The sequence below is a fragment of the Bradyrhizobium sp. RDI18 genome (assembly GCF_043203335.1).
In the GTDB taxonomy this organism is placed as follows: Bacteria; Pseudomonadota; Alphaproteobacteria; order Rhizobiales; family Xanthobacteraceae; genus Bradyrhizobium; species Bradyrhizobium retamae.
This window is the reverse complement of sequence record NZ_JBICRN010000001.1, coordinates 20,491-46,448: the sequence shown is the minus strand read 5'-3', so window position 1 is coordinate 46,448 and position 25,958 is coordinate 20,491. Positions and strand designations below refer to the sequence as shown.

Annotated in this window: 24 protein-coding genes and 9 pseudogenes; 19 read left to right on the top strand and 14 right to left on the bottom strand. The window is 59.0% G+C overall.

The features are described 5' to 3' along the window. Positions 1-646: 646 nt before the first annotated feature. Both ACFXS9_RS00315 and ACFXS9_RS00310 read left to right on the top strand, forming a co-directional pair. The gene (locus ACFXS9_RS00315) at positions 647-904 is read left to right on the top strand and encodes a hypothetical protein (protein ID WP_392683806.1); all 258 of its coding nucleotides are present in this window, start codon (positions 647-649) and stop codon (positions 902-904) included. A gap of 906 nt (positions 905-1,810) precedes the next feature. Further along, positions 1,811-2,020 (top strand): serine dehydratase beta chain, encoded by a 210-nt coding sequence (locus tag ACFXS9_RS00310; RefSeq protein WP_392683827.1) that lies wholly within the window; start codon positions 1,811-1,813, stop codon positions 2,018-2,020. Here the strand turns inward: ACFXS9_RS00310 and ACFXS9_RS00305 are convergent. Continuing rightward, on the bottom strand, positions 2,005-2,148 hold the full coding sequence (locus ACFXS9_RS00305) for a hypothetical protein (RefSeq protein ID WP_392683803.1): 144 nt from the start codon (positions 2,146-2,148) through the stop codon (positions 2,005-2,007). The genes ACFXS9_RS00310 and ACFXS9_RS00305 overlap by 16 nt on opposite strands. Between ACFXS9_RS00305 and ACFXS9_RS00300 the strand changes: the two genes are divergently transcribed. The 7 genes and pseudogenes from ACFXS9_RS00300 to ACFXS9_RS00270 all read left to right on the top strand — a co-directional run bounded on the left by ACFXS9_RS00300 (position 2,089) and on the right by ACFXS9_RS00270 (position 7,164). Next, positions 2,089-2,376, top strand: a complete 288-nt coding sequence (locus tag ACFXS9_RS00300) for a serine dehydratase beta chain (RefSeq protein ID WP_392683824.1) — start codon at positions 2,089-2,091, stop codon at positions 2,374-2,376. The genes ACFXS9_RS00305 and ACFXS9_RS00300 overlap by 60 nt on opposite strands. Positions 2,377-2,460: 84 nt before the next feature. Next, positions 2,461-3,193 (top strand): annotated as a pseudogene (locus tag ACFXS9_RS00295) (L-serine ammonia-lyase). Positions 3,194-3,218: 25 nt separating this feature from the next. After that, positions 3,219-5,283, top strand: a pseudogene (locus tag ACFXS9_RS00290) (FAD-dependent oxidoreductase). A gap of 39 nt (positions 5,284-5,322) precedes the next feature. Further along, a pseudogene (locus tag ACFXS9_RS00285) lies at positions 5,323-5,878 on the top strand (DUF3483 domain-containing protein); the annotation flags it as partial. Positions 5,879-5,923: 45 nt separating this feature from the next. Continuing rightward, the gene (locus tag ACFXS9_RS00280; protein ID WP_392683821.1) at positions 5,924-6,118 is read left to right on the top strand and encodes a 4Fe-4S binding protein; all 195 of its coding nucleotides are present in this window, start codon (positions 5,924-5,926) and stop codon (positions 6,116-6,118) included. A 140-nt stretch (positions 6,119-6,258) separates the two neighbouring features. Then, positions 6,259-6,840: a hypothetical protein gene (locus ACFXS9_RS00275; protein WP_392683800.1), complete on the top strand. Its 582-nt coding sequence runs from the start codon at positions 6,259-6,261 to the stop codon at positions 6,838-6,840. A gap of 135 nt (positions 6,841-6,975) precedes the next feature. Continuing rightward, entirely contained in the window at positions 6,976-7,164 is a 189-nt protein-coding gene (locus ACFXS9_RS00270) for a hypothetical protein (protein WP_392683818.1), read from the top strand. 175 nt (positions 7,165-7,339) lie between these two features. Here the strand turns inward: ACFXS9_RS00270 and ACFXS9_RS00265 are convergent, their stop codons facing one another. Further along, the gene (locus ACFXS9_RS00265; RefSeq protein WP_392683832.1) at positions 7,340-7,576 is read right to left on the bottom strand and encodes a hypothetical protein; all 237 of its coding nucleotides are present in this window, start codon (positions 7,574-7,576) and stop codon (positions 7,340-7,342) included. Here ACFXS9_RS00265 and ACFXS9_RS00260 point away from each other — a divergent pair. The 5 genes and pseudogenes from ACFXS9_RS00260 to ACFXS9_RS00240 all read left to right on the top strand — a co-directional run bounded on the left by ACFXS9_RS00260 (position 7,490) and on the right by ACFXS9_RS00240 (position 11,155). Then, positions 7,490-7,900, top strand: a complete 411-nt coding sequence (locus ACFXS9_RS00260; RefSeq protein WP_392683815.1) for a hypothetical protein — start codon at positions 7,490-7,492, stop codon at positions 7,898-7,900. The genes ACFXS9_RS00265 and ACFXS9_RS00260 overlap by 87 nt on opposite strands. Beyond that, positions 7,816-8,049 carry an FAD-binding protein gene (locus ACFXS9_RS00255; RefSeq protein WP_392683798.1) on the top strand — a complete coding sequence of 78 codons (234 nt, stop codon included), beginning with the start codon at positions 7,816-7,818 and terminating at the stop codon, positions 8,047-8,049. The genes ACFXS9_RS00260 and ACFXS9_RS00255 overlap by 85 nt, the downstream gene beginning before the upstream one ends. Next, entirely contained in the window at positions 7,994-8,272 is a 279-nt protein-coding gene (locus ACFXS9_RS00250) for an FAD-binding protein (protein WP_392683795.1), read from the top strand. The genes ACFXS9_RS00255 and ACFXS9_RS00250 overlap by 56 nt, the downstream gene beginning before the upstream one ends. An 804-nt stretch (positions 8,273-9,076) precedes the next feature. Then, a pseudogene (locus ACFXS9_RS00245) lies at positions 9,077-10,355 on the top strand (aromatic ring-hydroxylating dioxygenase subunit alpha). 5 nt (positions 10,356-10,360) lie between these two features. Next, positions 10,361-11,155 carry an FAD-binding oxidoreductase gene (locus ACFXS9_RS00240; RefSeq protein ID WP_392683792.1) on the top strand — a complete coding sequence of 265 codons (795 nt, stop codon included), beginning with the start codon at positions 10,361-10,363 and terminating at the stop codon, positions 11,153-11,155. 117 nt (positions 11,156-11,272) lie between these two features. Here the strand turns inward: ACFXS9_RS00240 and ACFXS9_RS00235 are convergent, their stop codons facing one another. The 5 genes and pseudogenes from ACFXS9_RS00235 to ACFXS9_RS00215 form a co-directional block, all read right to left on the bottom strand. Then, positions 11,273-11,515: a hypothetical protein gene (locus tag ACFXS9_RS00235; protein WP_392683789.1), complete on the bottom strand. Its 243-nt coding sequence runs from the start codon at positions 11,513-11,515 to the stop codon at positions 11,273-11,275. Continuing rightward, positions 11,512-12,666, bottom strand: a pseudogene (gene choV / locus ACFXS9_RS00230) (choline ABC transporter ATP-binding protein). Before choV ends, ACFXS9_RS00235 begins: the two are co-directional and overlap by 4 nt. Positions 12,667-12,716: 50 nt before the next feature. Then, a pseudogene (gene choW, locus ACFXS9_RS00225) lies at positions 12,717-13,548 on the bottom strand (choline ABC transporter permease subunit); the annotation flags it as partial. 95 nt (positions 13,549-13,643) lie between these two features. Continuing rightward, positions 13,644-14,569 (bottom strand): annotated as a pseudogene (gene choX / locus ACFXS9_RS00220) (choline ABC transporter substrate-binding protein). Positions 14,570-14,838: 269 nt separating this feature from the next. Next, a complete protein-coding gene (locus ACFXS9_RS00215) occupies positions 14,839-15,885 on the bottom strand; it encodes a GlxA family transcriptional regulator (RefSeq protein ID WP_392683786.1) in 1,047 nt (348 codons plus the stop codon). Between the two features lie 412 nt (positions 15,886-16,297). Between ACFXS9_RS00215 and betB the strand changes: the two are divergent. The 3 genes and pseudogenes from betB to ACFXS9_RS00200 all read left to right on the top strand — a co-directional run bounded on the left by betB (position 16,298) and on the right by ACFXS9_RS00200 (position 19,461). Further along, positions 16,298-17,761: pseudogene (gene betB / locus ACFXS9_RS00210) on the top strand (betaine-aldehyde dehydrogenase). A 43-nt stretch (positions 17,762-17,804) separates the two neighbouring features. Then, positions 17,805-19,061: a choline dehydrogenase gene (locus ACFXS9_RS00205; protein WP_392683783.1), complete on the top strand. Its 1,257-nt coding sequence runs from the start codon at positions 17,805-17,807 to the stop codon at positions 19,059-19,061. After that, positions 18,961-19,461 (top strand): GMC oxidoreductase, encoded by a 501-nt coding sequence (locus ACFXS9_RS00200; RefSeq protein WP_392683780.1) that lies wholly within the window; start codon positions 18,961-18,963, stop codon positions 19,459-19,461. The genes ACFXS9_RS00205 and ACFXS9_RS00200 overlap by 101 nt, the downstream gene beginning before the upstream one ends. A gap of 21 nt (positions 19,462-19,482) precedes the next feature. On the opposite strand, the gene ACFXS9_RS00195 is transcribed toward ACFXS9_RS00200, so the two are convergent. The 4 genes and pseudogenes from ACFXS9_RS00195 to ACFXS9_RS00180 form a co-directional block, all read right to left on the bottom strand. Further along, the gene (locus tag ACFXS9_RS00195) at positions 19,483-20,634 is read right to left on the bottom strand and encodes a DHA2 family efflux MFS transporter permease subunit (RefSeq protein WP_392683777.1); all 1,152 of its coding nucleotides are present in this window, start codon (positions 20,632-20,634) and stop codon (positions 19,483-19,485) included. Between the two features lie 86 nt (positions 20,635-20,720). Continuing rightward, positions 20,721-20,816, bottom strand: a pseudogene (locus ACFXS9_RS00190) (hypothetical protein); the annotation flags it as partial. 29 nt (positions 20,817-20,845) lie between these two features. Beyond that, positions 20,846-21,031 (bottom strand): hypothetical protein, encoded by a 186-nt coding sequence (locus ACFXS9_RS00185; protein ID WP_392683774.1) that lies wholly within the window; start codon positions 21,029-21,031, stop codon positions 20,846-20,848. After that, on the bottom strand, positions 21,018-21,395 hold the full coding sequence (locus ACFXS9_RS00180; protein ID WP_392683812.1) for an HlyD family efflux transporter periplasmic adaptor subunit: 378 nt from the start codon (positions 21,393-21,395) through the stop codon (positions 21,018-21,020). Before ACFXS9_RS00180 ends, ACFXS9_RS00185 begins: the two co-directional genes overlap by 14 nt. A 1,050-nt stretch (positions 21,396-22,445) precedes the next feature. Here ACFXS9_RS00180 and ACFXS9_RS00175 point away from each other — a divergent pair. Next, positions 22,446-23,117: an N-acetyltransferase gene (locus ACFXS9_RS00175; RefSeq protein ID WP_392683771.1), complete on the top strand. Its 672-nt coding sequence runs from the start codon at positions 22,446-22,448 to the stop codon at positions 23,115-23,117. A gap of 512 nt (positions 23,118-23,629) precedes the next feature. Here the strand turns inward: ACFXS9_RS00175 and ACFXS9_RS00170 are convergent. The 3 genes from ACFXS9_RS00170 to ACFXS9_RS00160 form a co-directional block, all read right to left on the bottom strand. After that, positions 23,630-23,830, bottom strand: coding sequence for a hypothetical protein (locus ACFXS9_RS00170; protein ID WP_392683768.1), 201 nt, complete (start codon positions 23,828-23,830; stop codon positions 23,630-23,632). Positions 23,831-23,882: 52 nt separating this feature from the next. After that, positions 23,883-25,211: a L,D-transpeptidase family protein gene (locus ACFXS9_RS00165; protein WP_392683765.1), complete on the bottom strand. Its 1,329-nt coding sequence runs from the start codon at positions 25,209-25,211 to the stop codon at positions 23,883-23,885. 303 nt (positions 25,212-25,514) lie between these two features. Further along, positions 25,515-25,670, bottom strand: a complete 156-nt coding sequence (locus ACFXS9_RS00160) for a hypothetical protein (RefSeq protein WP_392683762.1) — start codon at positions 25,668-25,670, stop codon at positions 25,515-25,517. 103 nt (positions 25,671-25,773) lie between these two features. Here ACFXS9_RS00160 and ACFXS9_RS00155 point away from each other — a divergent pair, with 103 nt between their 5' ends. Then, positions 25,774-25,941: a hypothetical protein gene (locus ACFXS9_RS00155; protein WP_392683760.1), complete on the top strand. Its 168-nt coding sequence runs from the start codon at positions 25,774-25,776 to the stop codon at positions 25,939-25,941. Positions 25,942-25,958 lie beyond the last annotated feature (17 nt).

Here is a 25,958-nt window from a genome sequence, read left to right as displayed (position 1 = left end):
CGATGCTTCGCACGTGCGCGCGGTGCGGTGTTCGAAGACGTTGGGCAGTGGTTCGCCGCAATACTTTCTTCGTCGCGGTGAAGATCAGGATGCTGCGCCGTGCGGTTAAATGTTCGATGCTCGCCGCGGAGCACGGCATCATGGGATGCCTCAACACTCGGCAAGATCGACCTTCAGGGTAAAGACGTCCGCACCTCAATCGCGGCTCACAATGCGTGACGCTCGCGTTGTGGGCAAGTGCCGTTACGGCTTGATGCTTGATGAGAACGGCGATGGTGATGGACGCGATGGCGAAAACGATGGCAAGCCGTGGACGATCACTTCCTGATGACGACGACGACGGGAGCTGCGCGCGTGCTCACGGCTGGAGAACTGGGCGTCTGCATCGCGAAGTGGCCGAGCTTGATGTCTATATGACGTCAGTCACCGATCATTGGGCGACAGCCGCCGGGCGGGGCCGAAGAGCCGCGAGGCATTGAGTGGGGGTTCGCACCGATATTGACCTGCCGTCGGCGTTCAACGGCGTGGACTGGCGCGAAGGATGAAGGTGGGGGCCTGCCCGCGTGTTCTGGATCAGCTTTTCGGGCGAGGTTGGCATTCGAAGTAATGTCGATGCAAGCTATGGCCGTCATGTCTGGAAGCGCTGATGGCCGCGGGAGACGAATCTCGGCATATCACGCCCTATGGCACTGATGCTATGCATGTGCTGCGCAGGAAGTTTTATCATCGTTGGCCAGGATACGGACGGTCGATTTCGTTGCTCGATCTCGATATGGCATGGGCCAGGTCGATGAAGAAGCCGTTCAGCTTTATTGGCAAACGGTCGTTTGCGCGCAGCGATACGGCCGCGCCAAACCGCAAGCAGCTCGTCGGTTTGCTGACAGATGATCCGACCGTGCAGTAAGTCGCTCTGGCGGGAAGGCGCGTGCGATCACCGAGCAAATCTCGATGCGTAACGCCGCCTTTGTTGCGGATGTTAGGCCATGTGACGTCGAGCTATTTCAGTGCCGAGCTTGGCCGGTCGATAGCACGGTCGTCGCGCGATGGCATCAGCCGGGCGCAGGGATGACGGTCGGAGCGCCGGGCGCGATACGTTGTTTGCATATGCAGGTGCGGCAAGACGCGGCGAAACTGGTGTCACCTTTTCGTCGATCCGAAGGAGAGGCGGCAGAATGGCTAAGCCGACCATGCAATCGCCGCTTCATGCTTTCGATCTTGGGGCTCAGGCGCAGCCCGCTGACGACGTTCGCGGTGTATGGGCGAATGAAATTCCGCTGGTGGGTTGTGTCATCCTTGCGGGGCAATTCCACGGATCCGGCATTCGTCGAGAAGGTGTCGGCCGCGATCGGCGTTCCGCTTCCTGTTGATCCGTGTACGTTCACGGTGGCTAATGGGGTGCCAAAGTGCTGTGGATCTCGCCGGATGAGTGGCTGGTCCTTTGCGCGCGGTCCTGGCTAGGTGAACTGATTGCCGCTCTCAAGGCCGGTCTTCAGGGGATCAGCCAGGTCGCAGACAAGTCTGGCGTACAGGTAGGTTCTTCTTCAGGGCCGGAACGCGCTCGACGTGCTTCAGCACGCCAGCGTTTACAATTTCGCGGCCTTCCAGCCTGGACGGGTTGTCGGGACGACGTTCGGTAAGTCATCCGTCTATGCCTATCGTTCGAAGCAATGGCTCTGCCTTTTAATGCGCCGCAGTTTTCAGTCCGACTATATCTGGCGCTATCTTACCCACGCCGCGGCGCCGCGCCCATGGACTAAGGATTGCCGCTATCGAGGCAACGGGCCACGCCGGGGATGGAGTGGCAGGATGAATTCCCAGCGTCTTCGAAGCTTTTCGCATTGGGATTGGCCCACTTCAAGCTCGCAACGGTCGGGCCGATGAGCGCTGTCAACAGTTTCGTCGCGAGTTTCGGACGGCGAACCTGATGCACTTGGTCGAACGCGTTGTCATCGATCTTTATGGATCGCTGGCGTTGACCGGCATCGGCCACGCACCGATTTGCCGTCATCGGGGTTGCTGAGGAAACGCCAGAAGACGCGGACCCACAATGCTGGCGCAACGCGTCGATGATGTCCGGCGGTTGAGACTCTGGCGTTCGGTGGTGAAGGCGATATTGCCTTCACGCCCGAAACGGATCTTCTGTTTCATCGCGATAAGATGCTCAGCGAGCATCCGAACGGCATGATCATTGAGGCGTTCGACGGGCTTGGCGTTTTCGCTCTACCGAAACACCTATTTCTCAATCGGCGGCGGCAGTTCTCGATAAGGCAGCGCTGGTTGCAAGTCGCAGCACGGATGAGGTTCCGCATCGGCCTGTGCGCTATGCCTTCAGCAAAGCGAAGGAGCTTCTCGCGCTCTGTCAGCGCCACAACCTGACAATCGCCGATCGTCTGGCGCAATGACTTTGCCTACCAGGACGAAGCTGCGACCCGCGCAAAGGTTTTGAAAGTCTGGCAGGTGATGAACGATTGTCTGCAGCGCGGGCTTGCGACGGAGGGCGTTCTGCCCGGCGGTCTCAGAGTGAAGCGTCGTGCCCCGGCGCTCTATCGGCAGGCGAGCGATGTAGATGGCAAGCTCACGGCTGATTTTCGTGCGATGGATATGGTCAGCGCTTTCGCCATAGCCGTCAACGAAGAGAACGCGGCGGGCGGGCGCGTGGTGACGGCGCCGACCAATGGTTCGGCGGGCGTCATCCCGGCGGTGCTTGCCTATTATACGCGCTTTTGTGATGCGGCGCCCGATGCCGACGCCCGCGACGATCATATCGTCACCTTCTTGCTGACGGCAGCGGGCATCGGCATGCTACAAGAAGAACGCTTCGATTTCGGCCGCAGAGATGGGCTGCCAGGGTGAGATCGGTGTGTCTTGCTCGATGGCGGCCGCCGGACTTGCCGCCGTTATGGGAGCCACGGCAGAGCAGATTGAGAACGCGGCCGAGATCGGTATGGAACACAATCTCGGCATGACCTGTGATCCGATCGGCGGGCTGGTGCAGGTGCCTTGCATCGAGCGCAACAGCATGGGAGCGATGAAAGCGATCAACGCCGCGCGCCTCGCAATGATGGATGACGGCGGGCACCTCGTTTCGCTTGACGCTGTGATCGAGACGATGCGGCAGACCGGTCACGATTTGCAATCGAAATACAAAGAAACGTCGCTTGGCGGCCTCGCCGCGACGGTCGTTTATTGTTGACGCGAAGCGGCGCAAGGATCAGGCGATGGCGGCTTATCCGCATATCTTCACCCCGATCAAGCTCAATCAGCTGACGTTGCCGAACCGCATCTATTCGACGGCGCACGCCGAGGTCTATGCGGATGCAGGCGGCATGCCCGGCGATCGTTACATCCGCTATTATGAAGAGAAGGCCAAGGGCGGTCTCGGCATGGCGATCTGCGGTGGATCGAGCCCTGTTTCAATCGACGTGCCGCAAGGGGCGTGGAAGCCGGTCAATCTGACGACGGATCGCGTGATCGAGCCGATGGCGCGTTTGGCCGACACGGTTCATCGCCATGGCATGAAGATCATGATCCAGGCGACGCACTGGGGCGTCGTTCCGCCTATGCTGGCGATCCGTGGCCGCATCTGGTGTCGCCGTCGGGCGTGCGCGAGCCGGTGCATCGCGGCAATGCCAAGGCAATTGAGATCGAAGACATTCGGCGGATCATCGGCGATTTCGCAGCGGCCGCGAAGCGCGTGCAGAAGTCGGGTTTCGACGGGATTGAGATTTCAGCCGCGCATCAGCAACTCATTGACCAGTTCTGGTCACCACGCAGCAACATGCGAACGGACGAATGGGGTGGGAGTATCGCCAATCGTATGCGGTTCGGGATCGAGGTGCTGCAGGCCGTGCGTGAAGCAGTCGGACGCGACTATTGCGTCGGCATACGCATGTGCGCCGATGAGTTTCATGACGACGGCCTTGATCACGAGACGCTGAAGGAAATTGCGCAGGCCATGTCTGAGACGGGGCTATCGATTTCATCAGCGTGATCGGCTCCGGCGCCGATACGCACAACACGCTTGCCAACTGCATGCCGCCGATGGCGTTACCGCTTGAACCGTTTGTGCATCTGGCGGCGGGCATCAAGTCGGTCGTGAAGGTTCCGATCCTGCATGCGCAGGGCATTCGCGATATCACACAGGCCGAGCGTATTCTGGCAAACGGCATGGTCGATATCGTCGGCATGACGCGCGCACATCGCCGATCCGCACATCATGAAAAAAAGTGCGCGAAGGCCGGGAAGATCAGATCCGCCGTATGCGTCGGCGCCAACTATTGCATTGATCGCATGTATTCGGGTTCGGATACGCTGTGCGTGCAGAACGCGGCAACATCGCGCGAAGCCACGATGCCTCACATCATCGCGCCGACAACTGGCGCAAAGCGGCGCGTTGTCGTGGTTGGGGCTGGGCCGGCTGGACTTGAAGCGGCACGCGTATCGCGGTCGCGCGGACATGACGTCATTTTGTTCGAACGGAACGAAACTGTCGGCGGGCAGATCAATCTCGCATCGAAAGCACCGCAGCGCGAGCAGATGGCGGGTATCGTTCGCTGGTTCGATCTCGAAACGAAGCGGCTTGGCGTCGATCGCCGCCTGGCGACGTTGAGGCGACGCCCGAAATGATCGTCGGCGAGCGGCCGGATATCGTTGTTCTGGCGACAGGCGGGCGAAGCCATGTCGAGCAGGTAGAAGAATGGGGTGCGGCCGAAGGGCTGTCCGTCAGTGCCTGGGATATTCTTTCCGAGAAAGTACCTCCTGCAGAGAACGTGCTGGTCTATGACGGTATCAGCACACATGCTGGGTTCGGCACTGCAGACTTTCTTGCGAGCCGCGGCTGCACGGTCGAGATCGTGACGCCGGATGTCAAGGTCGGCGATGATGTCGGTGGCACGACGTTTCCGATCTTCTATCGCCGCATGTATGCGCAGGGTATCATTCCCACACCGAACTTCTGGCTCGACCGTGTGTATGCGGAGGGTAACAAGAAGATTGCGGTTCTGCGCAACGAATAACCAACGAGCTTGAAGAACGCGCGGTTGACCAGGTCGTCATCGAGAACGGCATAACGCCGAACACGGAGCTTACTGGTCGCTGAAAGAGAAGTCGATCAACCGTGGTCAGGTCGATCTCGACGCGCTCTATTCCAATACGCCGCAACCTGTGCTGAGCGACTCGACGGAAGGAGACCGCTTCGTGCTGTTTCGCGTCGGCGATTGCGTGTCGATGCACAACATCCACGCGGCGATCTACGACTCGCTCCGGCTCTGCAAGGATTTCTGATCGTGTCTGTCGCGCCTGTCATCACCGTGCTGTTTTTGGGTGTCGGTGGTGACACTGGCGCTCGGTATAACGCGTCGCGCGGTGCTGTGGCGTGCAGGACAGCCGGCCACGGCTGCATGGTCGGGATTGTTTGCCGTTCCGAAGCGCTACTTCGTTGACTTGCACCACGTCGTTGCGCGCGAGCCTTATATTGCACATGCACGTTGCGACAGCAGGCGGCGCAGTGCTCGCAATCGGGTTAGTTGCTGTCAATTATGGGCTGGGGATTTATTCTCGGCTTCTCGATTGGGGCATCGTTCTAGGCGCCGCCCTAATGCTTGTCGGCGTCTATTGCGTTTGGCAACGGCGGCGGAATCCGCCGTCACGTCTGTCACGCGGGGCGTGGGATCGCCTGCCGTTCACGCTTGCAGCGTTCGCGCTGGGGCTGCTCATTGCCGTGGCGGTTCCGCCGGGAATGCTTTCGGCTGCGATTGCAACGCTGGCGATATTTTTTTTTTTTCTGCTTATAGGCTCCGCCGAGTTGGTTCTCGGAATCGGACTTGCTGCCCCGATGAAGCACGCTGTGGCAGGGCTTCTGCATCTCGCGTTTCATCCGCGTCCTGAGCGGTTCTCGGGCGTCCGATCAGCGGCTCTCAAGCCGTTGCATCTGGATGAACGCGAATATGGTGTCAACGCGCCGACTGATTTTCACTGGAATCAGCTCTTGAGCCTTGATGCCTGCGTTCAATGTGGAAAATGCGAACAGGCATGTCCCGCTTTCGCTGCGGGGCAACCGCTCAATCCGAAAAAACTTATTCAGGATCTCGTCTGCGGGTTCTGGACACAAGCGACGTGAGTTATGCGGGCAGTCCCTATCCTGGCGTCGCGATCGGTACACATCGCGGTGCGCCGAATGACGTAATCGTCCCGCAGCTTATCGAGGCGCAAACGCTTTGGTCGTGCACGACCTGCCGGGCCTGCGTCGAGGAATGTCCGATGTTGATCGAGCATGTCGACGCGATCGTCGGCATGCGCCGGAGCGTAAACCTGACGCAGGGCGATGTCCCTGGGACGGCGCCGGAGATTCCCGCCAATTTACGCGAGACCGATACGCAAGGCGGCTACGCAAAAACAGTGAGACACAACTGGGCAATTGACCTCGACGCGCCGACGGCTGAACCTGGGAAGCCGGTCGATCTGTTGCTGTTCGCCGGCGAGGGCGCGTTTGACATGCGCTATCAGCGGACGCTTCGTTCGCTGGTCAAAATTCTGAAAGCTGCTAACGCGGATTTCGCCGTGCTTGGCGAAGATGAGCGGGATACCGGTGATACGGCGCGTCGGTTGGGGGATGAAGCAACCTTTCAATCGCCCAAAAGAACAATCGCGACGTTGGCCAAGCTCGATTTCAAGCGCATCGTGACAGCAGATCCGCACGTGCTGCACAGTCTTCGCAACGAGTATCCGGCGCTTGGCGGGCGTTACGTTGTCGTGCACCACAGCTCTGATCGACGAGCTGATGGAGCGGGGTGCATTGCAACTGGTCGAGCGGCAAGACGCGCGCGCACTGACATATCATGACCCCTGTTATCTCGGTCGCTATAACGGCGAGTTCGACGCGCCGCGCGCGTTCCTGCGAAAGCTCGGTGCGACCGTTCGAGAGATGGAGCGCTCCGGGTTTCGCGCGCGTGCTGCGGCGGTGGCGGTGGTGCGCCGCTGACCGACATCCCCGGCAAGCTGCGCATTCCGGATATGCGCATGGCCGATATTCGCGCTATCGGCGCCGAGGTTGTGGCTGTGGCCTGTCCGCAATGTACGGCAATGCTAGAGGGCGTGGCTGGCGATCGTGCGGAAGTGCTCGATATAGCGGAACTCGTCGCAGCTTCGCTGGAGGAACGGCCATGAGCGGGCCGAAACGGGTTGATCCGCGCCGTCTGTATCGTATCGGACCGAACGGCCTGCGCAGGATCGTTCTCGGCGAGACCGGTACGGGGGACTTCACCCTTGGCGCTTCACGAAATTCGGAAGCGCCAAGTGCGAAACTCCAGGACCCAAGTCGCCGCCACGGGGCATATGGCCATCACGCATACCTATCAAGGACGGCACGACGACCACGCTCGTGAGGCGATTGCAGCAGCTGCCATTCTCGCGGCGTCGGAGACGGGCGATTGCCGTGATTCGCGCTTTTCATGAGAATGCAGCGGAGCTGGGCGCTGATAAGGTCGTAATCGTGGGCGATCTCGATGCCGCCCGCTTCGAACCTCGGCGTGAAGAGGCTGTGGTCGAAGTGTTGATCAATGATTATCAGCCAGAGCACATTTTCATGCCCGATAACGCACTGGGTGATGGTGATCTCGGGCGACGGCTGATTGCGAAGCTTCGTACTTCTGCAGCGACGCACGTTTCAGAAATCGACGGCAAGCACGTCGCCGTCGGGTGGTCCGGCGGTGGTTGTCTGGCGGACGCGCCGCTGCCGTGTTTGCGCTGCTGCAGGCAGGCGCGGTTGACAGTAATCTGCCTTTCCTTGGTACCGAGAAGTGCTTCCCGCGCCGTTGATTGCAGACGTCAAGGACGTGCCGCGACCTCGGGCTCGAAGCGGCGGAAACGGGTTCCATCGCGCTGGAGGAAGCGGACTTCATAGTATCGGCGGGCAATGGCGTAACAAATGTTGCGACGCTAGAAGAGATGGCGGCGTGCTTCGATGCGGCGGTCGGCGCCAGTCGCGTTGCGGTCGATGATGGGGAAGTTTCCGCGCAGCAAACAGATCGGTGCGTCAGGCAAGTCCGTTAGCGCGACGACTTATATCGCGGTTGGCATCTCGGGCGCTGTTCAGCATTTGCAGGGTATCAAGGCGTGCCGTCATGTGATCGCAATCAACTGCGACCCCGGTGCGCCGATCATCAAGCGCGCGGATTTAACGGTGGTTGGGGACGCGGAAGAGGTGATGCAAGCTTTGATCGCGCGCGTCGGGCAAGCACGAGCTCAGTCGGAAACGCCGGAGGGGCAGGTATGAGCGCGCCCGTTTCCGTCGCAGTACTGGTTTCGGCCGGTCGCCATCCGGTGAGCGGTGGTGGCGCGCGTGTCACGGCGATACGGTTGCCATGGCCGTCGGCAATGCTCTAGCCGGCGATGCCTACGCATCGTTCACGCCGGAGAAAAAGAAGACCACGCACTCAAGGATTACATGGCCCTTGGTGCCAGCAGAATTGAAGTGCTGCAGGGGGCGCCCGAGCTGTTCGATTTCGGCGCTGGCTGAGGCGTTGAGAAACTCCGATATCATCCTGACGGGGAGCCGGGCAGAGCAGGGCGCAGGCAGTGGTCTGTTGCCGGTGTTCTGGCCGAGGCGCTCGGGCGGCCGATTATCTCAAATGCGCTGGAAGTCAAAATTGAAGTCGGCGCGTCGGGACGCGAGGCAACGATTGCCAGTTTCTGCCGAGGGGGCAGAGGCGCCGGTTGGCCTGCCCGTTGCCGGTCATTGTCGCCGTGCATCCCCCTAGCGCCTGTGCGTTTGAAATATGCCTATGCGCGCCGTATTTCCGGAAAAAATCGAGCCTTTGCCGAGCGCCGGTCTGGATGAGAGCGTGATGCTCCAGCCAAGCTGGGCAGTGGAAGCCGAGCCGCGTCATCCCCAGCGTCTTAAGGCCTTAGGAAAAAGGCGGCTCACGCTCGATTGCTCTCGGCGATCGTGTCTGAGGTGAAAGGCGGTGTTGTCGCTTTTGAGGGGACATCCGTCGATAAAGCACAAGTGGTGCTGAATTATCTGAGAGAACATCGCCTCGTTGATTTTTGAGCTGAGCCCCTGAAACGGGAGGACCACATGCAATTATCAAATGAACTGCGGTCCCTGATAGCCAGACGACGACCGGGCTATAGCCTGGAAGCGCCATTCTATCAGAGCAAGGAAATTTTCGATCTCGATATGGAGGTCATTTTCGGCGGGACGTGGATTTACGTCGGCTGTGAACCTGACATTCCCGAGCCAGGCGATTATTTCACAGTTCCGATCGGAAAGACGTCGATCGTCGTGGCTCGTGACGATGACATGTCGATCACGGCGTTTCACAACGTGTGCCGTCATCGCGGCGCGCGCCTTTGCGATGGAGACAAGGGCAGCGTTGGCAATGTCGTTTGTCCTTACCATCAGTGGACTTACGACCTCCGTGGCAATCTGATTCACACGGAGCACATGGGCGATGACTTCGACCGGAGTAAATTCGGTCTGAAGATGGTCCATGTCGGGAATGTTGCTGGGCTGATCTTCGTTTGCCTTGCGGACAATCCGCCTGTCGACTTCGAGCAGATGCAGCGCGAGATGGAGCCCTATATTCTTCCGCACCGCATCAGCGATTGCAAAGTCGCGTATGAGGAAGATCTCATCGAGAACGGCAATTGGAAGTTCACGATGGAGAACAATCGCGAATGCTACCACTGCAAGGGCAATCATCCGGAGCTTACGATTTCGCTCTATGAGTTCGATTCGGGTATCAGCCGTCACCTGAGAATGCAGACGATGTGCGCGCGTTCAAGGATCTGACGACGCGTGAGCATGCAAGGTGGGAATCATGCGGATTACCGTCCGTCGAATTGGAGTTTCTCGACAGCAGGGTGACAGCGTTCCGAACGGAACGGCTTCCGCTCGATAAGGCGGGAGAATCCCAGACGCTCGACAGCAAGGTTGCGTGCAAGAAATTGCTCGGCGATCTTTCTCTGCGCAATCTTGGCGGCCTGTCGTTTTGGACACAGCCGAATTCGTGGCACCATTTTATGAGCGATCACATCGTGACGTTCAGCGTGCTGCCGATCGATGCGAACGTACGTTGCTGCGGACGAAGTGGCTCGTTCATAAGGATGCCGTGGAAGGGCAGGACTACGATCCCAAGGCGCTCAGCGCTGTTTGGCACGCGACCAATATGCAGGATGGAGCGCTCGTCGAGAGGACGCAGGTCGGCTCGCATAGTGCAGCCTATGTTCCTGGGCCTTATTCGCCTTATACGGAAGAACTGGTCGAGAAGTTCATGTCCTGGTATTTCCAGCGGCTTCGGACGGCAACCGGACATGAATCGGCGACCGTCAGCCCGTTTGCCGCGAGCGCCTGAACGACATGAGCGAGATGCAGGACAGGCTCGGCCCGGCGCAATGGGATGCCGTGCCGGGCAAGTGGAATTCTGACGAAGACGATGTGCTCGTCTGCACGCATGTTCGGGCGGAAACGGAGGATGTCAAAAGCTTCTTGTTTCGCACGCCGACGGCAAAGATGTTTCGTTTTCGTCCAGGGCAGTTCATCACCCTCGAACTCGAGATCGATGGCGAGACGATCAATCGCTGCTATACGATGTCGTCATCGCCAACGCGGCCTGACACGCTGTCGATTACCGTGAAGCGCGTGCCGGGCGGCAAGGTTTCGAACTGGCTCCATGACAATCTGAAAGCTGGCGTTGCCATCAAAGCTTTCGGACCCTCCGGCGAATTCAGTTGCACGTTGCATACAGCACCGAAGTACCTGTTCTTGTCCGGCGGGTCCGGTGTCACGCCGTTGATGTCGATGTCACGTGCGCTTTACGATCTTGGCGAAGATCGCGACGTTGTTTTCGTTCACAGCGCGCGGACGCCGCGGGACATTATTTTCCGTAATGAACTTGCCACCATGGCACATGGGATGAACCGATTTCGAACGGCATTCGTCTGCGAAAATATCGGCGAGCAACGCGACTGGAGCGCGCCGAGAGGCTTTCTGACGCTGCCGCTCTTGAAGTCGATTGTACCGGATCTGTCGGAGCGCGAAATCTTTTGCTGTGGCCCTGAAGCGTACATGGCGAATGTTCGCGCTATGCTGACGGCCGCCGGTTTCGACATGGCACGCTATCATGAAGAAAAAGCTTCTCGTTCGAGCGATTAAGTCCGGTTGAGAAAGAGGAAGGGCAGGCGGCCGTTGCGGCAGCATCGGTGCCGAGCGTAGGGTTCAAAATCGAGTTCACCAAGTCGGGTCGCACAATTGATTGCCGTCCCGATCAATTCATTCTCGAAGCGGCGAAGGCCGCTGGCCTGCGTCTGCCTGTTTTCGTGCAGCAAAGGTGTTTGTGGCACCACCTGCAAAAGCAAGAAAGTCGACGGTCAGGTGGTGATGACGCATGGCGGCGGCATCCGGCAACGCGAGATCGATGCGGGCATGATCCTGATCTGCTGCAGCAAGCCGCTCAGCGATGTAACGATCGAAAAATAACTGAGGTCGCTGGCAGCGACTCGGCCGGAAAATCAATCTGAACGGCGCAGAATGGCCTGCAGTACGTCGGGACGCCGATCGAACCGACGAAGCGGTCGTCGTCATCGAACAGTGCAACCGGAGCTGTGCCCGATTTATGCATCGCGAGGATCACGGTCTTTAGGCTGGTGCCGGGTCTTGCCCAGTAGACTGGTGAGAACTCATCGGACACTGGTTCTTCGATGTCGCCGCAAGTCACCCAGCTTGCTTGTTTTCCGCGGCATTCGGCGGCTTCAACTTTGCCCGTGCTGTCGATCCTAAATTTGGTCGTTTGCCGCCGGTCGAGCCAGAGCCAGTTGTCGCCAGCAGTTTCGAGGTCGCGTTTGTCGCGCATGACGTTCCAGGCTGTCAGCACGGACAACGGATTGACGTTAGCGATGAAGTCGCGGACGTAATCGTCGGCCGGGTTAAGGACGATGCCTTCCGGCGTCCCCGACTGTACGATGCGTCCGCTTTCCATGATGGTAATGCGGTTGCCGATCTTGAGCGCTTCTTCAAGATCGTGGCTGACGAAGATGATCGTTTTCTTGATGGTCTTTTGAAGCTGCAGCAACTCATCCTGCAGCTTGGTGCGGATCAGCGGATCAAGCGCGGAGAAAGGCTCGTCCATCAACAAGATTGGAGCGTCCGTCGCAAAGGCACGAGCAAGGCCGACGCGCTGCTGCATGCCGCCGGAAAGTTCGTGTACGTATTTGTCGGCCCAGCTATCGAGCCCGACGAGATGGAGCTGGCGATCGACGCGCTCCTTGAGTTCAGCGGCCGGAACGCCTGCCAGCTCCAAGCCAAGGCCGGCATTCTCGCGCACGGTACGCCACGGCAGTAGCGCGAACTGCTGAAACACCATTGCGACTTGGTTCTGCCGCATGTGTCGAGGGGTTGCGGCATCGCAAGTTGCGATATCGACCATGCGGTCGCCGTCCTTCACCAGGAGCGAACCACGCGAGACCTTGTTAAGGCCGTTGACGGCGCGCAGGAGGGTCGATTTCCGAGCCGGACAGGCCCATCAGAACGGCAATCTCGCCCTCGTTGACCGTCAGGTTCGCACCGGCGGCGCCAAGCACGGCTCCCGTTTTGGCAAGGATCTCAGCTCGCGTCGCACCGGCATCGACCATGGCGAGGGTGCGGGCAACGTCCTTGCCGAAGATGATATCGACGTTTTTGAAATCGACCGCGACGCTCGTTTGCGGACCTCCGGTTTAATGGCAAGGACGCGATCGAGGATGATGGCGAGGATCACGATCGCAAGGCCGGCTTCGATGCCCAGCGGAATGTTGCGATTGGCCAACGCGCGGTTGACCGGATTGCCGAGGCTCGGTGCGCCGATCAGCGTGGCGAAGACGACCATCGACAAAGACAGCATGATGCATTGGGTTAGACCGGCCATGATGGACGGAAGCGCTGCGGGCAGCTCAACCTTCCATAGGAGTTGGCGTTTCGTCGCGCCGAAACTTTCTCCGGCTTCCAGCATCGGCTTTAGAATTGAGGTCAGGCCGAGATACGTCATGCGCACGGGGGCGGGCATAGCGAAAATGATCGTGACGATCAGGCGGGCGCAGCGCCGAGACCGAACAAGATCAGAATGGGGATGAGGTAGACGAAGGTCGGCATCGTCTGCATCAGGTCGAGGATAGGCTGCGTGATGCGCCAGACGTGAGGCGTATGCGCCGCCCAAATTCCGATGGGGACGCCGATGATCATAGAGAGTGCGGTGGCCGAAAGAACCAGCACGAGCGTTTGACAGTCTCTTTCCACAAGCCCTGGTTCAGAATGAACAGCAGGCCGATCAAAACGCCGACGGCGAGAACGGCGGAACGCCGAAGCCAATAGGCGAGGCCGGCGAGAATAACCGCCAGAACGAGAGGCGGGATTTGCAGCAGGAAATCGGACGTTCCGTCGACGAACGTCTCGAGAACCGTCGATATGGCATCGAAGAACCATTGAAAATAGTCGGTGACGAAGTCGAAGATCGCTTTGCCGAATTGTCCAACCGGAATTTTCCAGGCAGTTACAAGCTTCGATACGGGGTCCATCTGCGCCATTCCCAGTTCTCAAGCTTCATTCGGCGGCGGACGGCCGCTTGTGAAGCGGCCGTCCAGTCCTTTGCCGGTCGGATAGTGACAGGACCCTACTTTGCGAGGTAGGTCTTCAGCGCAGCCTGTGCGTCGCCACCATCGAACGTGGTTACGCCTGCCAGCCACGGTGTTACCGCTTCGATTTTTCTTGAGCCATTCGAGCGCAGTCGCCTTCGGATCGGCACCGTTTTTCAGCACCGGCTCCATCATGGCGCCTTCCATGGCAAGATTGAATTTTTCGTTCTTCAGGAACTTGGCGACGTTCGGGCATTCTTTTTCGTAGCCGGCCCGAACGTTGGTACTGACGGTTGCAGCGCCGAAACCGGAATCGCCCATGCCGTCGAGGTAGTGGATTTTCATGGCGCCCATGACCGGGTGGGGCGTCCAGCCGAGGAAGACGATCCACTTCTTCTTCTTCATGTCCTTTTCTGCTTCGGTGAGCATGCCCGCCTCTGAGCTTTCGACCAATTCGAAGCCCTGGAGGTTGTTCTCCGGCTTGGCGATCATTGTGCTGATGATGCGGTTGCCGTCGTTGCCGGCTTCGATGCCGTAGATCTTGCCGTCGAATTGATCTTTATGGGCGCTGAGGTCTTTAAGGCTTTTGACGCCTGCGTCGGCGACGTAGTCGGGGACGACGAGACCGTAACCGGCGTTATCGAGGTTGACGCCAAGCACCTCAACGGACTTGTCGTCGATGTAGGGCTTGATGTCGGCGGTCATACTGGGCATCCAGTTGCCCAAAAACACGTCGATGTCCTTGTTTTTCAATGAGGCGTAGGTGACGGGAACTGAGAGCGTCTTGACCTCGGGCTCATAGCCGAGCGCTTCGAGAATGTTGCTTGTCAGTCCGGTCGTCACTTGGATGTCAGTCCAGCCGACGTCGGCGAAGCGAACTTTTGCAAGTGGTACTGTCGGCAGCGTGCGCCGCGGTTGCGGCCAGGACGAGGGCGAAAGTGGCCCCAATCGCTATGCGTGTCATGACAACTCCTGTTGTTGGCAATGGCAGGCGTGTTGGACAACAGTCCGCTTGCTGGGGATCTGAAATCGGATCGCCCTTCTGTCGGTTGCCTGTTGAAGGCGCCACCCGGCGAGGGCGACCCCCACCAGCCAATAGCAGCGGCGGGCTATCTATTTTTGCAATTGCGACGCGATCTAGCGCTTACGCGCCTCAGGCTACACTCCTTTCGCGAAGGGTGTCCATTTGATCCTGCGTAAATCGACGGTCTTTCGGTGTCCGCGAGCGCCGATCTAAATCGAGGGGACGCGTGCGCGCACCACGGACTTACGCTGTCGTGGCAGCGGCGGCGCGCTGAATTCGGCTGGGACCGTCTGGGGCTGGCGTTCGCTGCGCGGCGTGCGTCCGTAAAGGGCCCGATACGATTTGCTGAAATGGCAAGTCGATTGAAAACCGCAGGAAATAGCGATCTGCGTGATCGACATTTGCGATTGCACGAGCAGCTCGCGGGCGCGCCGGAGACGCAATTGCAAATAGTATTTTGTCGGCGTCGTTTCGAGAGAAACCTGGAACATGCGTTGGACTTGGCGCAACGAAAGGCCCGCCAATTTTGCCAATTCGACGGCTGTCAGCGGTTCTTCGAAATTGGCTTCCATGAGCGCGGCGATGTCCACCAGCGCACTGTTATTGTATCCCAGGCGCGCTGCCATCGGGATGTGCTGGCGGTCGAACCCGTCGCGCACGCGTTCCAGAATGAATTGGTTGGAAATATCGGCAACCAGCGTTTTACCGAATGCGCTTTTCACAACGGAGAGCATCAAGTCGGCGGGCGCTATCCCGCCCGTACAGGTGACGCGGTCGCGGTCGATAACGAAAAGCTCTTCCTGGAACTGCACGCGCGGATGGAATTCGCGAAGGCCCGCCATGTTTTCCCAATGGACGGTGCATTTGTAGCCGTCGAGAAGGCCGGATTTTACGAGCGCGTAGGTGCCGGTGCACAGGCCACCAAGCACGATGCCATCGTGCGATATCCGGCGGAGAAGATTGATGAGCTTGTCGTTGACGTATCGCTCGACGTGCGTGCCTCCGCAGACGAGTACCATATCGAGATCGCCGGCATCATCGTAGGTTTTAGCGTCGGCGAAAGACAGGCCATTACTGCAGGACGTCGGCTTGCCGTCGACGGAAAGGATGGTCCACGAATAGTGGTCCTGCCCGCTCAAACGGTTGGCCATTCGCAAAACCTCGATCGCACTCGAAAGCGCGATCATGGTGTATTCGTTCAGTGTCAGAAACCCGATCCGACGGATCGTTCTGAGTTTCGACGGAACTTCATTCACGCAGCAAAGCTCCCGGATGCTCCGCAAATCTACGGCCTCCGCTTCTAGTCAAAGACCGAGGCGGGGTGATCGTTACGCCTGACTATGACGTCGAGCAGATCATGACAAAATCTTAGCACTGCGCCGTGTTTTGACAAGTTCCAGAAAGTTCAATTCCTGCCGCAGAAACAGGCGTTCGGTGCTGCAAAAGAAGGCGGTTGCACCGCAAGATCGTTTCGACTTTCGTTGGTCTTCCAGCGCGGTTTCGACTGTCGCGGGGGATAACATTTGTGTCGTATCTGACAATGCTTTCAGGCCTCTGGACCGGCATAGCGTGATGGGTGATCGGCGCAGGCTTTGGCGCCGGAAATTGCTGCGAACGAAGGGTGCCGCGCTCGGTTTGCAGCATGGGCAAATTCAATGAGTGTGGTCGATGGCGAAAGTTCTCCAAAACTATATCGGGGGCCGTTTTGTTGCGGCATCGGACGGGGAGACGTTCGCGAATGTCGATCCGGCTACCGGCGAGTTGATTTCACAGGTCGAGATCGCGCTTGCGCCCGAGATCGATGCTGCGCTGCAATCAGCAAAAGAAGGACTCACTCGCTGGTCCGGAATGTCCGGTGCGGAGCGTGGGCGCGTTCTGAATAGGGCGGCGCGGATTCTTCGCGACCGCAATCGCGAGTTGGCCGAGATCGAGGTTCATGACACCGGCAAGCCAATTCAAGAAGCGGAAGTCGTCGATATCGTCAGCGGTGCCGATTGTATCGAATATTTCGCCGGAGTGGCGGCCACGTTGCACGGCGAGCAGATCGCACTGAATAATGCGTTCGTTTATACCCGCCGCGAACCGATAGGGATTTGTGTCGGTATCGGGTCATGGAACTATCCGATCCAGATCGCGTGCTGGAAGTCGGCGCCGGCGTTGGCATGCGGCAATGCGATGATCTTCAAGACGTCGGAGATGACGCCGACGACCTCGGCCAAGCTTGCCGAGATCTACACGGAAGCAGGGTTGCCTGACGGCGTCTTCAATGTTTTGCACGGAGACGCACGCACCGGTTCAATGCTGACGACAGATCCGCGCGTTGCGAAAATCTCGCTGACCGGTTCGGTGGGCACTGGCAAGAAGATCGTTGCTGCAGCGGCCGCTACTTTGAAGCGCACAACGATGGAGCTCAGCGGCAAGTCGGCACTTCTTGTGTTCCAGGACGCTGATCTTCGGCAGGCCGTTTCCGCGGCGATGCTCGGCAATTTTTACACACAGGGCGAAATCTGCACGAACTGCACGCGCGTGTTCGTCCACGACGACATCTATGATGCCTTCGTCGATATGGTGGTGGAGCGGACGAGAAAGCTGCGCATCGGTTTGCCACTCGATCCCGAAACACAAGTGGGGGCGTTGATTTCGCGGCCTCATATGGAACGGGTCTTGAGTTTCATCGAGGCCGGAAAGGCGCGGAGGGCGCACGGCTCTGCTACGGTGGCGAACGCGTTGATGAGGCTCCGCTCGATCGCGGCAACTATGTGCGTCCGGCCGTTTTCACCGAGTGCACGGACGAAATGAGCATTGTGCGAGAAGAAATCTTCGGGCCGGTCATGTCGGTTTTGCGCTTCCGCGAGGAGGATGATGTCATAGCGCGTGCGAACGCGACGCGCTTCGGATTGGCCGCGGGGCTTTTTACGCGCGATCTTGCACGTGCGCATCGCGTCGCAGCGCGCCTCGAAGCGGGCATCTGCTGGATCAACAACTATAATATCACGCCGGTCGAGATGCCGTTCGGCGGCATCAAGGAAGTCGGGCTTTGGCCACGAGAACGGCCAAGCCGCCATCGAGCACTACACACAGTTGAAGAGCGTCTATGTGGAACTGGGCGATGTGCAGTGCCCGTACGAATGATGCATCTTCTGATTAAGACAGAAAGACTGAGGTCCAAGGAACGATGAGCAAAATCCAAGACTTCGACTACATCATCGTCGGTGCCGGGTCGGCGGGATGCGTCCTCGCGAACCGCCTGACGGAAGACGAAGGGGTTCGCGTTCTCGTTCTCGAAGCCGGGCCGCAAGACAACAGCATTTTCATTCATATGCCGTCGGCGTTCGCCTATCCGCTGGCCGGCACGAAATACAACTGGTGGTACGAGTCGGAGCCGGAGCCTTATCTCGATAATCGGCGGATGTACTGTCCGCGTGGACGAGTCGTCGGTGGCTCGTCGTCTATCAACGGCATGATCTATATTCGCGGTCATGCCTTCGATTACGACGCTTGGGCGCGTCGTCAGGGCTTGCAAGACTGGTCGTATTTCAACTGTCTGCCGTACTTCAAGAAGGCCGAAACGCGGCTCAAGGGCGGCGATAAGTATCGCGGCAATTCCGGGCCGCTTTATGTGACGACGTCGCCGTGCACGAACCCGCTTTACGATACCTTCATTGAGGCAGGCAGGCAGGCGGGCTATCCGGTGACCGAGGATATGAACGGTTACCAGCAGGAAGGCCTCGGCCGCATGGACATGACGGTCTACAAAGGCCGTCGCTGGAGCGCCGCTCAGGCGTTTCTGCGGCCAGCGCAGAAGCGTGGCGGTGTTGAACTTAAGGCGAAAACGCTCGTCACGCGCATCCTGTTCGAGGGACGTCGTGCCGTCGGCGTCGAGTTCAGCCATGGCGGCAATCTGCAGTCGGCGCGTGCAACGCGCGAGGTGATCGTCAGCGGCGGCGCGATAAATTCACCGCAAATCTTGATGCTGTCGGGTATTGGCAATGCGGATGAATTGAAGAAACACGGCATTCCGGTCGTGCAGGATTTGCCGGGCGTTGGAGAAAACCTGCAGGACCACATCGAGGCCTACGTCCAGTACGAGTGCACCAAGCCGGTTTCGATTTACAGCGCCAATAATCCGTTGGCAAAATTGAAGATCGGCATCGAGTGGCTGCTGACGGGGAAGGGCCTCGGCGCGACGAACCATTTCGAGTCCGGCGGCTTTATCCGCAGTGACGCCGGCGTTTTGCATCCCGATCTGCAATATCACTTCTTCCCGATGGCCATCAGCTACGACGGAACGTCGGCGGCGAAGGGCATGGCTTCAGGCGCATATCGGACCGATGCGGCCGACGAGCCGGGGCTATGTGAAGCTCAAATCGGCCGATCCGCGCGAGTATCCGAGGGTGCTCTTCAACTACATGCAGACGGAGCAGGACCGTAAGGAGATGCGGGCTGGCATCCGTTTAACGCGCGAGATCTTTTCGCAGCAGGCTTTCGATCGGTATCGCGGTGCAGAATTGGCGCCGGGGCCGTCGAAACGAGTGACACCGCCATCGACGCCTTCATCCGTGCGAAAGCCAAGCGCCTATCATCCGTCATGCTCGTGCCGGATGGGAACCGATGAGATGGCCGTCGTCGACGGCACGGGCAAGGTTTATGGCGTCGAAGCCTTGCGGGTGGTCGATGCGTCGATCATGCCGGATGTCGTCAGTGGCAACCTCAATGTGCCGACCATCATGATGGCAGAGAAGCTCGCGGACGCGATCCGCGGACGGCCGCCACTGCCGGCGGAAGAGGTGCCGGTGTGGTTCAATCCGAACTATCAGACACAGCAGCGATAAGGTGCTGAAACTCGGCAAGCGTCAGTGCTTTCTGATGTCTCCGAAAGGCGAGGCAGCGCCAGTTTGCCTCAACAGCAGCACGAACGGGATGAGTAACAGGAAGCTCAGCGTTACGAAGCCGAAGGCTTCGACGAAGCCGATCATCGTCGATTGGCGTGTCAGCTCATAGCCCAGAATCTGCATCGCACGCGGATCGGTAGGCGACAGTCCCGTCGAGTTAAGCCACATGTGCAGGGCGGGATTGTAGGGATTGATCCCGGCCGAGAGGGTCTGAAGGTTCTCGTGCGTCACGCGCGTCAGGACCGTTGCGCCGATTGCGATACCCAGCGAGCCGCCAATTGTACGTGCGATGTTGAAGATGCTCGCGGCCTGATCCGAAGCGTTTTTCGGTAGCGTTTGATAGGCGAGTGTCGAGAGCGGCACGAAGATCATGCCCATGCCGATGCCTTGGACGATGCTCGGCGCAATGATCCAGAAGCGATCGACGTCGAGGTTATATGTCGTCGTCACATAGGTTCCGGCGGCGGACAGTGTCAGTCCGACGAATACCAGCCAGCGGGAATCGATATGTTGGATCAGGGTCGCGACCACGATCATGCCGATGGCCACGGCGATACCGCGCGGTGCCATCACCAGACCGGCTGTGCTTGCCGGATAGCCGAGCAAATGTTCCAGGAACAGCGGCTGCAGCGCGATGGTGCTCAGCATGCCGACACCGAACGCCATGATCAGGAACGTCGACGTCGCGAGATTGCGGTCACGCAGAAGATTGAGCTTCAGGATTGCGTCCGGCCGATTGAAGCTGCGAACCGTGAACCAGGATAGGCACGCGAAGGATAGAAGTGCGAGGCTGACGATCATCTGAGATGCAAACCAGCCTTCGCTGTTGCCGCGGTCGAGCAGCATCTGCAGGCTGCCGACACCGATTGCCAGGAGTGCAGCGCCGAGCCAATCGATCGACGAGCCCGAATGGGGCGTCGTTTTGATGTAGGCGGCGATCAGAAGCAGGTTGACGATGCCGATGGGCAGGTTAACGTAAAATACCCATTGCCAACCGAGGTGGTCGGTGATGAAGCCGCCGACCGTTGGCCCCATGATCGGGCCGAGCAGGACGCCGATACCCCAGATTGCCATAGCCTTGCCGCGCTTCTCCGGCTCGAAACTGTCGACCATCGTCGCTTGTGAGAGAGGACGACGCTTGCCCCGAAGGCACCCTGAAGCAGGCGGAAGATGACCATCTGCATCAGTGAATGCGATTGGCCGCAGAGCATTGAGGACACGACGAAGCCTGCGACGCTGACTGTCAGCACGCGTTTTCGGCCGAAGCGCTCAGCGAGAAAGCCGCTCATCGGAATGACGATGGCCTCGGCGACGATATAGGACGTTAGAACCCAGGTGATCTGGTCGGGCGTCGCTCGAGGGTGCCCATCATGTCGGGCAGGGCGACGTTGACGATGGTCATGTCGAGAATGACCATCAGCACCGCCAGCAGCACGGCGAGCGAACTCAGCAGCCTGCTCGGTCCCGCGGTGGCGTCGGCTGGGGCCACGACCTGGTTATTTGGTGGCACTACCCGCTCCATCGGACGTGGTGTCGATGGTTACAGACGCAGACGCGCCGACGCCCAGCGGCAGGTCGCCCGGTTCGACCGTAAGCGCGATCCTGACGGGAAAGCGCTGGACGACCTTGACCCAGCTCCCCGTCGCATTTTCCGAAGGCATCAGTGAGAACGCCGAGGCGCTGGCGCGGCTCACGGCTTCGACCTTCCCGGTCAACTTTTTCGACGGATCGCTGTCAAGCCAGACAGACGCCTTTTGGCCGGGCTTGATGCGGGCAAGGTCGGTTTCCTTGAAATTCGCGTCGACCCACCACGTCGAAGTATCGACGAGCGGGAAGAGGGGTACGCCGGCTTTCGCGACTTCGCCGGGCTGGATCGGACTTTGCCGACTGTGCCGTCGACCGGCGCCTTGATCGTCGCGTGCGAAAGTTCAGCATTGGCTTCGGCAACGGCGATATCGGCCTCTTCAGCATTGCCTTTGGCGGCTGCGGCCTGGGGTCCGGTCGCCTGGGCGGCTTGCTGTTTGGCGATGTCGCGGCGAATTTCAGCGCGTTTGAGGGTGGCGCGGAAAGGCGCTTGATTGAGCTCGACCAGAACGTCGCCTTGCTGGACGGTCGAGAATTCCTTGACTTTCACGTCCATGATGAGGCCTGTCACCAACGGCGTGATCTGGATGATATTGGCTTCGACCTGGGCGTTGTCCGTCGATGGATAGAGCGTTTCGTGCTGCCAATAGGCGTAGCCGGCAGCAATGAGGGCGAGGATGCAGACAAAGCCAAGAAGGCCTATGCCCCGCTTCGAAAGCAGCGGCTTTTTATCGGAAGGTGTGACCTGTCCACCGTTGGCCGGTGGTTTTTTTTCTGGCAATCGGTCTTGCATCGGCTTCTTCCGTTTATTCGAAGGCTGCAACTTTCGTAGTCCTTTTGCAGTTGCCAGGAACGGGAACGTCTGCCGCAACAGGCAAAATAAGCACTGCACGCCGTCCGACGCCCAATCACGGTAATACGACTGGCCCGGCCGAAATATTGAGCTTTTGATTGCCGCCGGCGCGGAAGCTTTCCCGACGCGGCGCACAAAAAGAGACAATCGATGCCCCCTCTATAGGCTCTTAGGGGTTTGTCACCAACGCGACGATTACGCGGGCCGGGTCGCCGAAATGTCGCGGTAGCGGGCTTTCGGGCGACGCCCACCGTTCATCTTCGGCTGGCGCTTTCGACCTGAAAAACGGCCGGCTTTACGGATCGTTCCGGTTGTTTCCGCTGGACCGGAGGCGGGATGGGGTCGGGTTGGGCAGCGTTAACGGTCGTTCGGGGATGCGTGCATCATCAGAAACGGAAGTTTTAACTGGTCGAAGGAGCTAGCCCCGACGTTAACGGATCGGGAGCGATTGGGGGCGCAATAATCGGCTCTCATTGCTAAGCTGACTTTGAAAACTATCCGTATTGCAAAAGGATACTCCGTCGTGATCGTTTCGGGGCGATTGGATGAGGCTGAGGCGACATATTCCCGCCTCTTAGCGCAGCGCACGAAGACACTTCAGGAATCGGACGACGTCGATAGGCGGCTGGCCACGCTTATTCGCCAGGAGCCGATCGTTGAGTTGATGACGAAAAGCCAGCGGCTTTTCTTCGTGAGCCGTGGAATCTCCGACGTCGGTGTGGTCTATCGTGTCTTCCGAACGGGCTGTCGGCTATCATCGGCGAGGAGGCCGATCGGGTTTTGCGATATCGTAAAGCCGAAGAACGGCATCTGCGTCATCAGCAGCGCCGAGGTTTCGCGGTCTTGTCAGCGCAAGGGTATCGCGAGCGCAGTTTACGATCTTATCACGGCCGATATGGCCAAGATCGGCGGGCTGCTTTGGCCGGTCTCACCGAAAAATATGTCGGACGCAGAATTCAAGGTTTGGTGGCGGCGTTCGCCCGCCCTGGTCTTTTATTATCCGCATCGGAGCCGACTGGGCCTCAGCCGTCGCGCTGAATTCGAAGAGTTGTTCGACGAGACGGTGAACCTGGGCGTCTGGGATCGGCTTCTGTCGCAAAGCTCGGTGCTGATGGCTCGCATGCGGCGGTCTTGGCGCCTTGGTTGCTTTCGCCGCTGACGATCCGAGCATAGTGATCGGTGAAGTTCATAGGGCATCGCTGCGTAGGGCAGCTGTTCCGTCACCGGCCGCCGTTTGACTATGCCAATGCCTATTCCAGTCAGTCGTACCGGTGCTGGGCGCTCGCAAGTATGCGTTCCGCTAAGTCGAGGGCCTCCGCACCTTGGTTGAGATGACGCAGCGTTTCTGAAGCTCGGTGTCGGCGAACTTCAGGGCGTCCCGAAGCTGCTCAATAACCCCCAATGCGGTAATATCATTCGGAAGACGTTCGTGTGCGTTCATTGTGGTTCCTCCCGGCCCCCTCATTCGGGAGGCAATATCTTTCTCGCGGCAATTTCAAGGAATACGCCGCATACATGTGTCAGAGCGACCATCAGGGCATTTCGCACGTGGACTGTCATGGCATCGCCGCTAACGGTCGTGCTCGCCACCTGCCGGGCCGCAGAAACGGCGGAGGCCACCTTGAAATCGATCCGCGCCGCAAGGTAGGCCGCACCAAGATTTGGGATCGTTCACCACCAGCCAAACATTGAGCGTTGGCGAGGATAGGCCCGGCGCCCGTAGCGATCATAGCCGTAGTAGTAGTCATCGGCGCTGTCGCTCATGAAATTATCGTTGCGGAAGAACTGCTTCGGCCGCTTCTTGATGCCGCCCTGAGGTTCCGTGCTGATGAGGACGATAAAATCCGTGGCTTTTCCGGTTTCCTTGCTCATCGGTTCGTCCGAGACGATCAGCGACGATCCCGGCCATACGGCGCTGCTCAACCTAGTGGACACATCCGGCGAGATAGTGATGCGATCGAGTGCTGCGCTCGCTTCGGCCACGTTGGTCGGGGGGAGGCGTGCCAGCATCATTGAGCTTATACTTGCGGTCTTCGTTATACGCATAATCGGCGTTGTCGTTGTGTTCGAGCGAAACGGCCGTCCAGCTCACGTCCTTGCCGCCATTTTTGTATCCAACGGCCGTGAAGACGTGCGTGCCGATAGGCTGTTGCGGATCGGCGATGGTGACGGGCGCGTCGAAAACGGGCTCGTTGCCTTGACGGACATAGAGCCGTTGCGTCTTCAGGCTTATGAAGACTGAGATCGGCAACGCCTTGCGTTTGGCTTCATTGAGAACGGCAACTGCCTGATCACGCCGCCAATGCCGGGGCGGCTTGATCGTCGCCTTTTGTAATTCGGCCTCGGCGGCCTGCAAAGCTTCTGTGGCCGTGGCAACTTTTGCAGCAGCTTCATCGGATTTCTTGGCGGCGCGTTCTTTCTCTGTTGTCCATTTCTTCTTGAGCTTATCGGACTTGGCGTTTGACAGGCGCTTGTCGATCGCCGCCAAGCGGCTGTCGGCAGATTTTTTGGCTGCTTCGGCTTTGCGCAGCGCTTTTGCGGCCCTGTCTCGCGGCGCCTTCTTGTCGGCGATGATCTGCTCCATCTCCTTGGCCTGATCGAGGGCTGCGTCGGCAAGGATCTGCTTGCCGTCGGCGATTGATTTCAGGGCATTGAGTTCCACTTGGCGTTCCGGCCATGCGCGGAGGTCAGGAGAGAACGTCGGGCTGGAATCGGGATCGTTCACGATCGGATCCTGGTACGACATCGGGATGGCCGTGGCGGTCTGGACGGATTGCAGCGGCGTCGGTTTCATTAGCAGCGGGTGAGAAATCTCGACTGGCGCGACGTCATCGTAAGCAACAACGACGCGCATGCCGAGTTTCGTCAGCGGGAAAAGGCGCTGGGCAAAGCTGTCGGGCATGCGAACGCAGCCATGGGACGCGGGATAGCCGGGCAACTGACCGGCGTGCAGGGCAATGCCCGACCATGTGATCCGCTGCATGAAGGGCATCGAGGCGTCATCGTAAAGGTTCGAATAAATGTTCTTCTTCTTTTGAAGAACGCTGTAGACGCCGACCGGAGTCTCGTAGCCGTCGCGGCCGCTCGACACCCGTCCGCTCATGGAGCCACCGTCTGCGTCGTAGACCGTAACGCGTTGATCTTTGATGGAGACGATCGCGATGACGGGAGGGCCGGATAGGGTTTCCGGGGGCCGTCTCTTCGGTAGGGCGCTGATTGCGTTTTCCGGCGTCTGCGGGGGTGAGGGCGGCACTGACGGCCAGGGTCGATAACGCGATGGTTGCCAACCGGACGATCGAACGCTTCCGCTGAAGACGCAAACTGAACATTTGTCAGACCTTAAATAGCAGCTGATGCGAGAAAACAGAGGCCTCCAACATAATCTCAATCAGGTTGCCTATTGATTAGCGCATGCTCCGTAATCGTGCCTCTGCCAAAGCGTGTGGCTCGAAAACATCAGAACACAGGTTAACGGCCAATCAAGACCATCGCTTGGCGGCCGATACGGAAAGCGCCCCAGAACGAAAAGGTTCAGGGGCGCTGGCCAAAGTGGGTATCAGTTGCGCTCAATAATCCGGGCAGGCCCAGCGATGATAGCGGCTGCTCCACCAGCAATCGTCGCCATAGCCATCATCATAGTATCCGTCGTCATAATAGAAGTAGGGATAGCCGCCGATGAAGAAGCGGTGACGGTGGTGATGACCGTGTCCATGTCCGTGATGGAAATGGCGACCGTGATTTAGGTTCGCTCGGGCAAGAGACTGGGTGCGGACGTGCGATCGTCCCCCCATGTGTCCACCGCGAAAGTGACCGCCGTGGAAGCCGCCAAAGCTGCCACCATGGAAACCGCCACCGTGGAACCCACCACCGCCAAAACCGCCATGAAAGCCTCCGCCCCCGAAGCCTCCGCTGTGACCTCCGCCGCCACCGAAGCCCCCACCGTGGCCGCCGCCACCACCGCCCCCGGCGTGCACGGGGATTAGAAAACCTTGAACGTTGC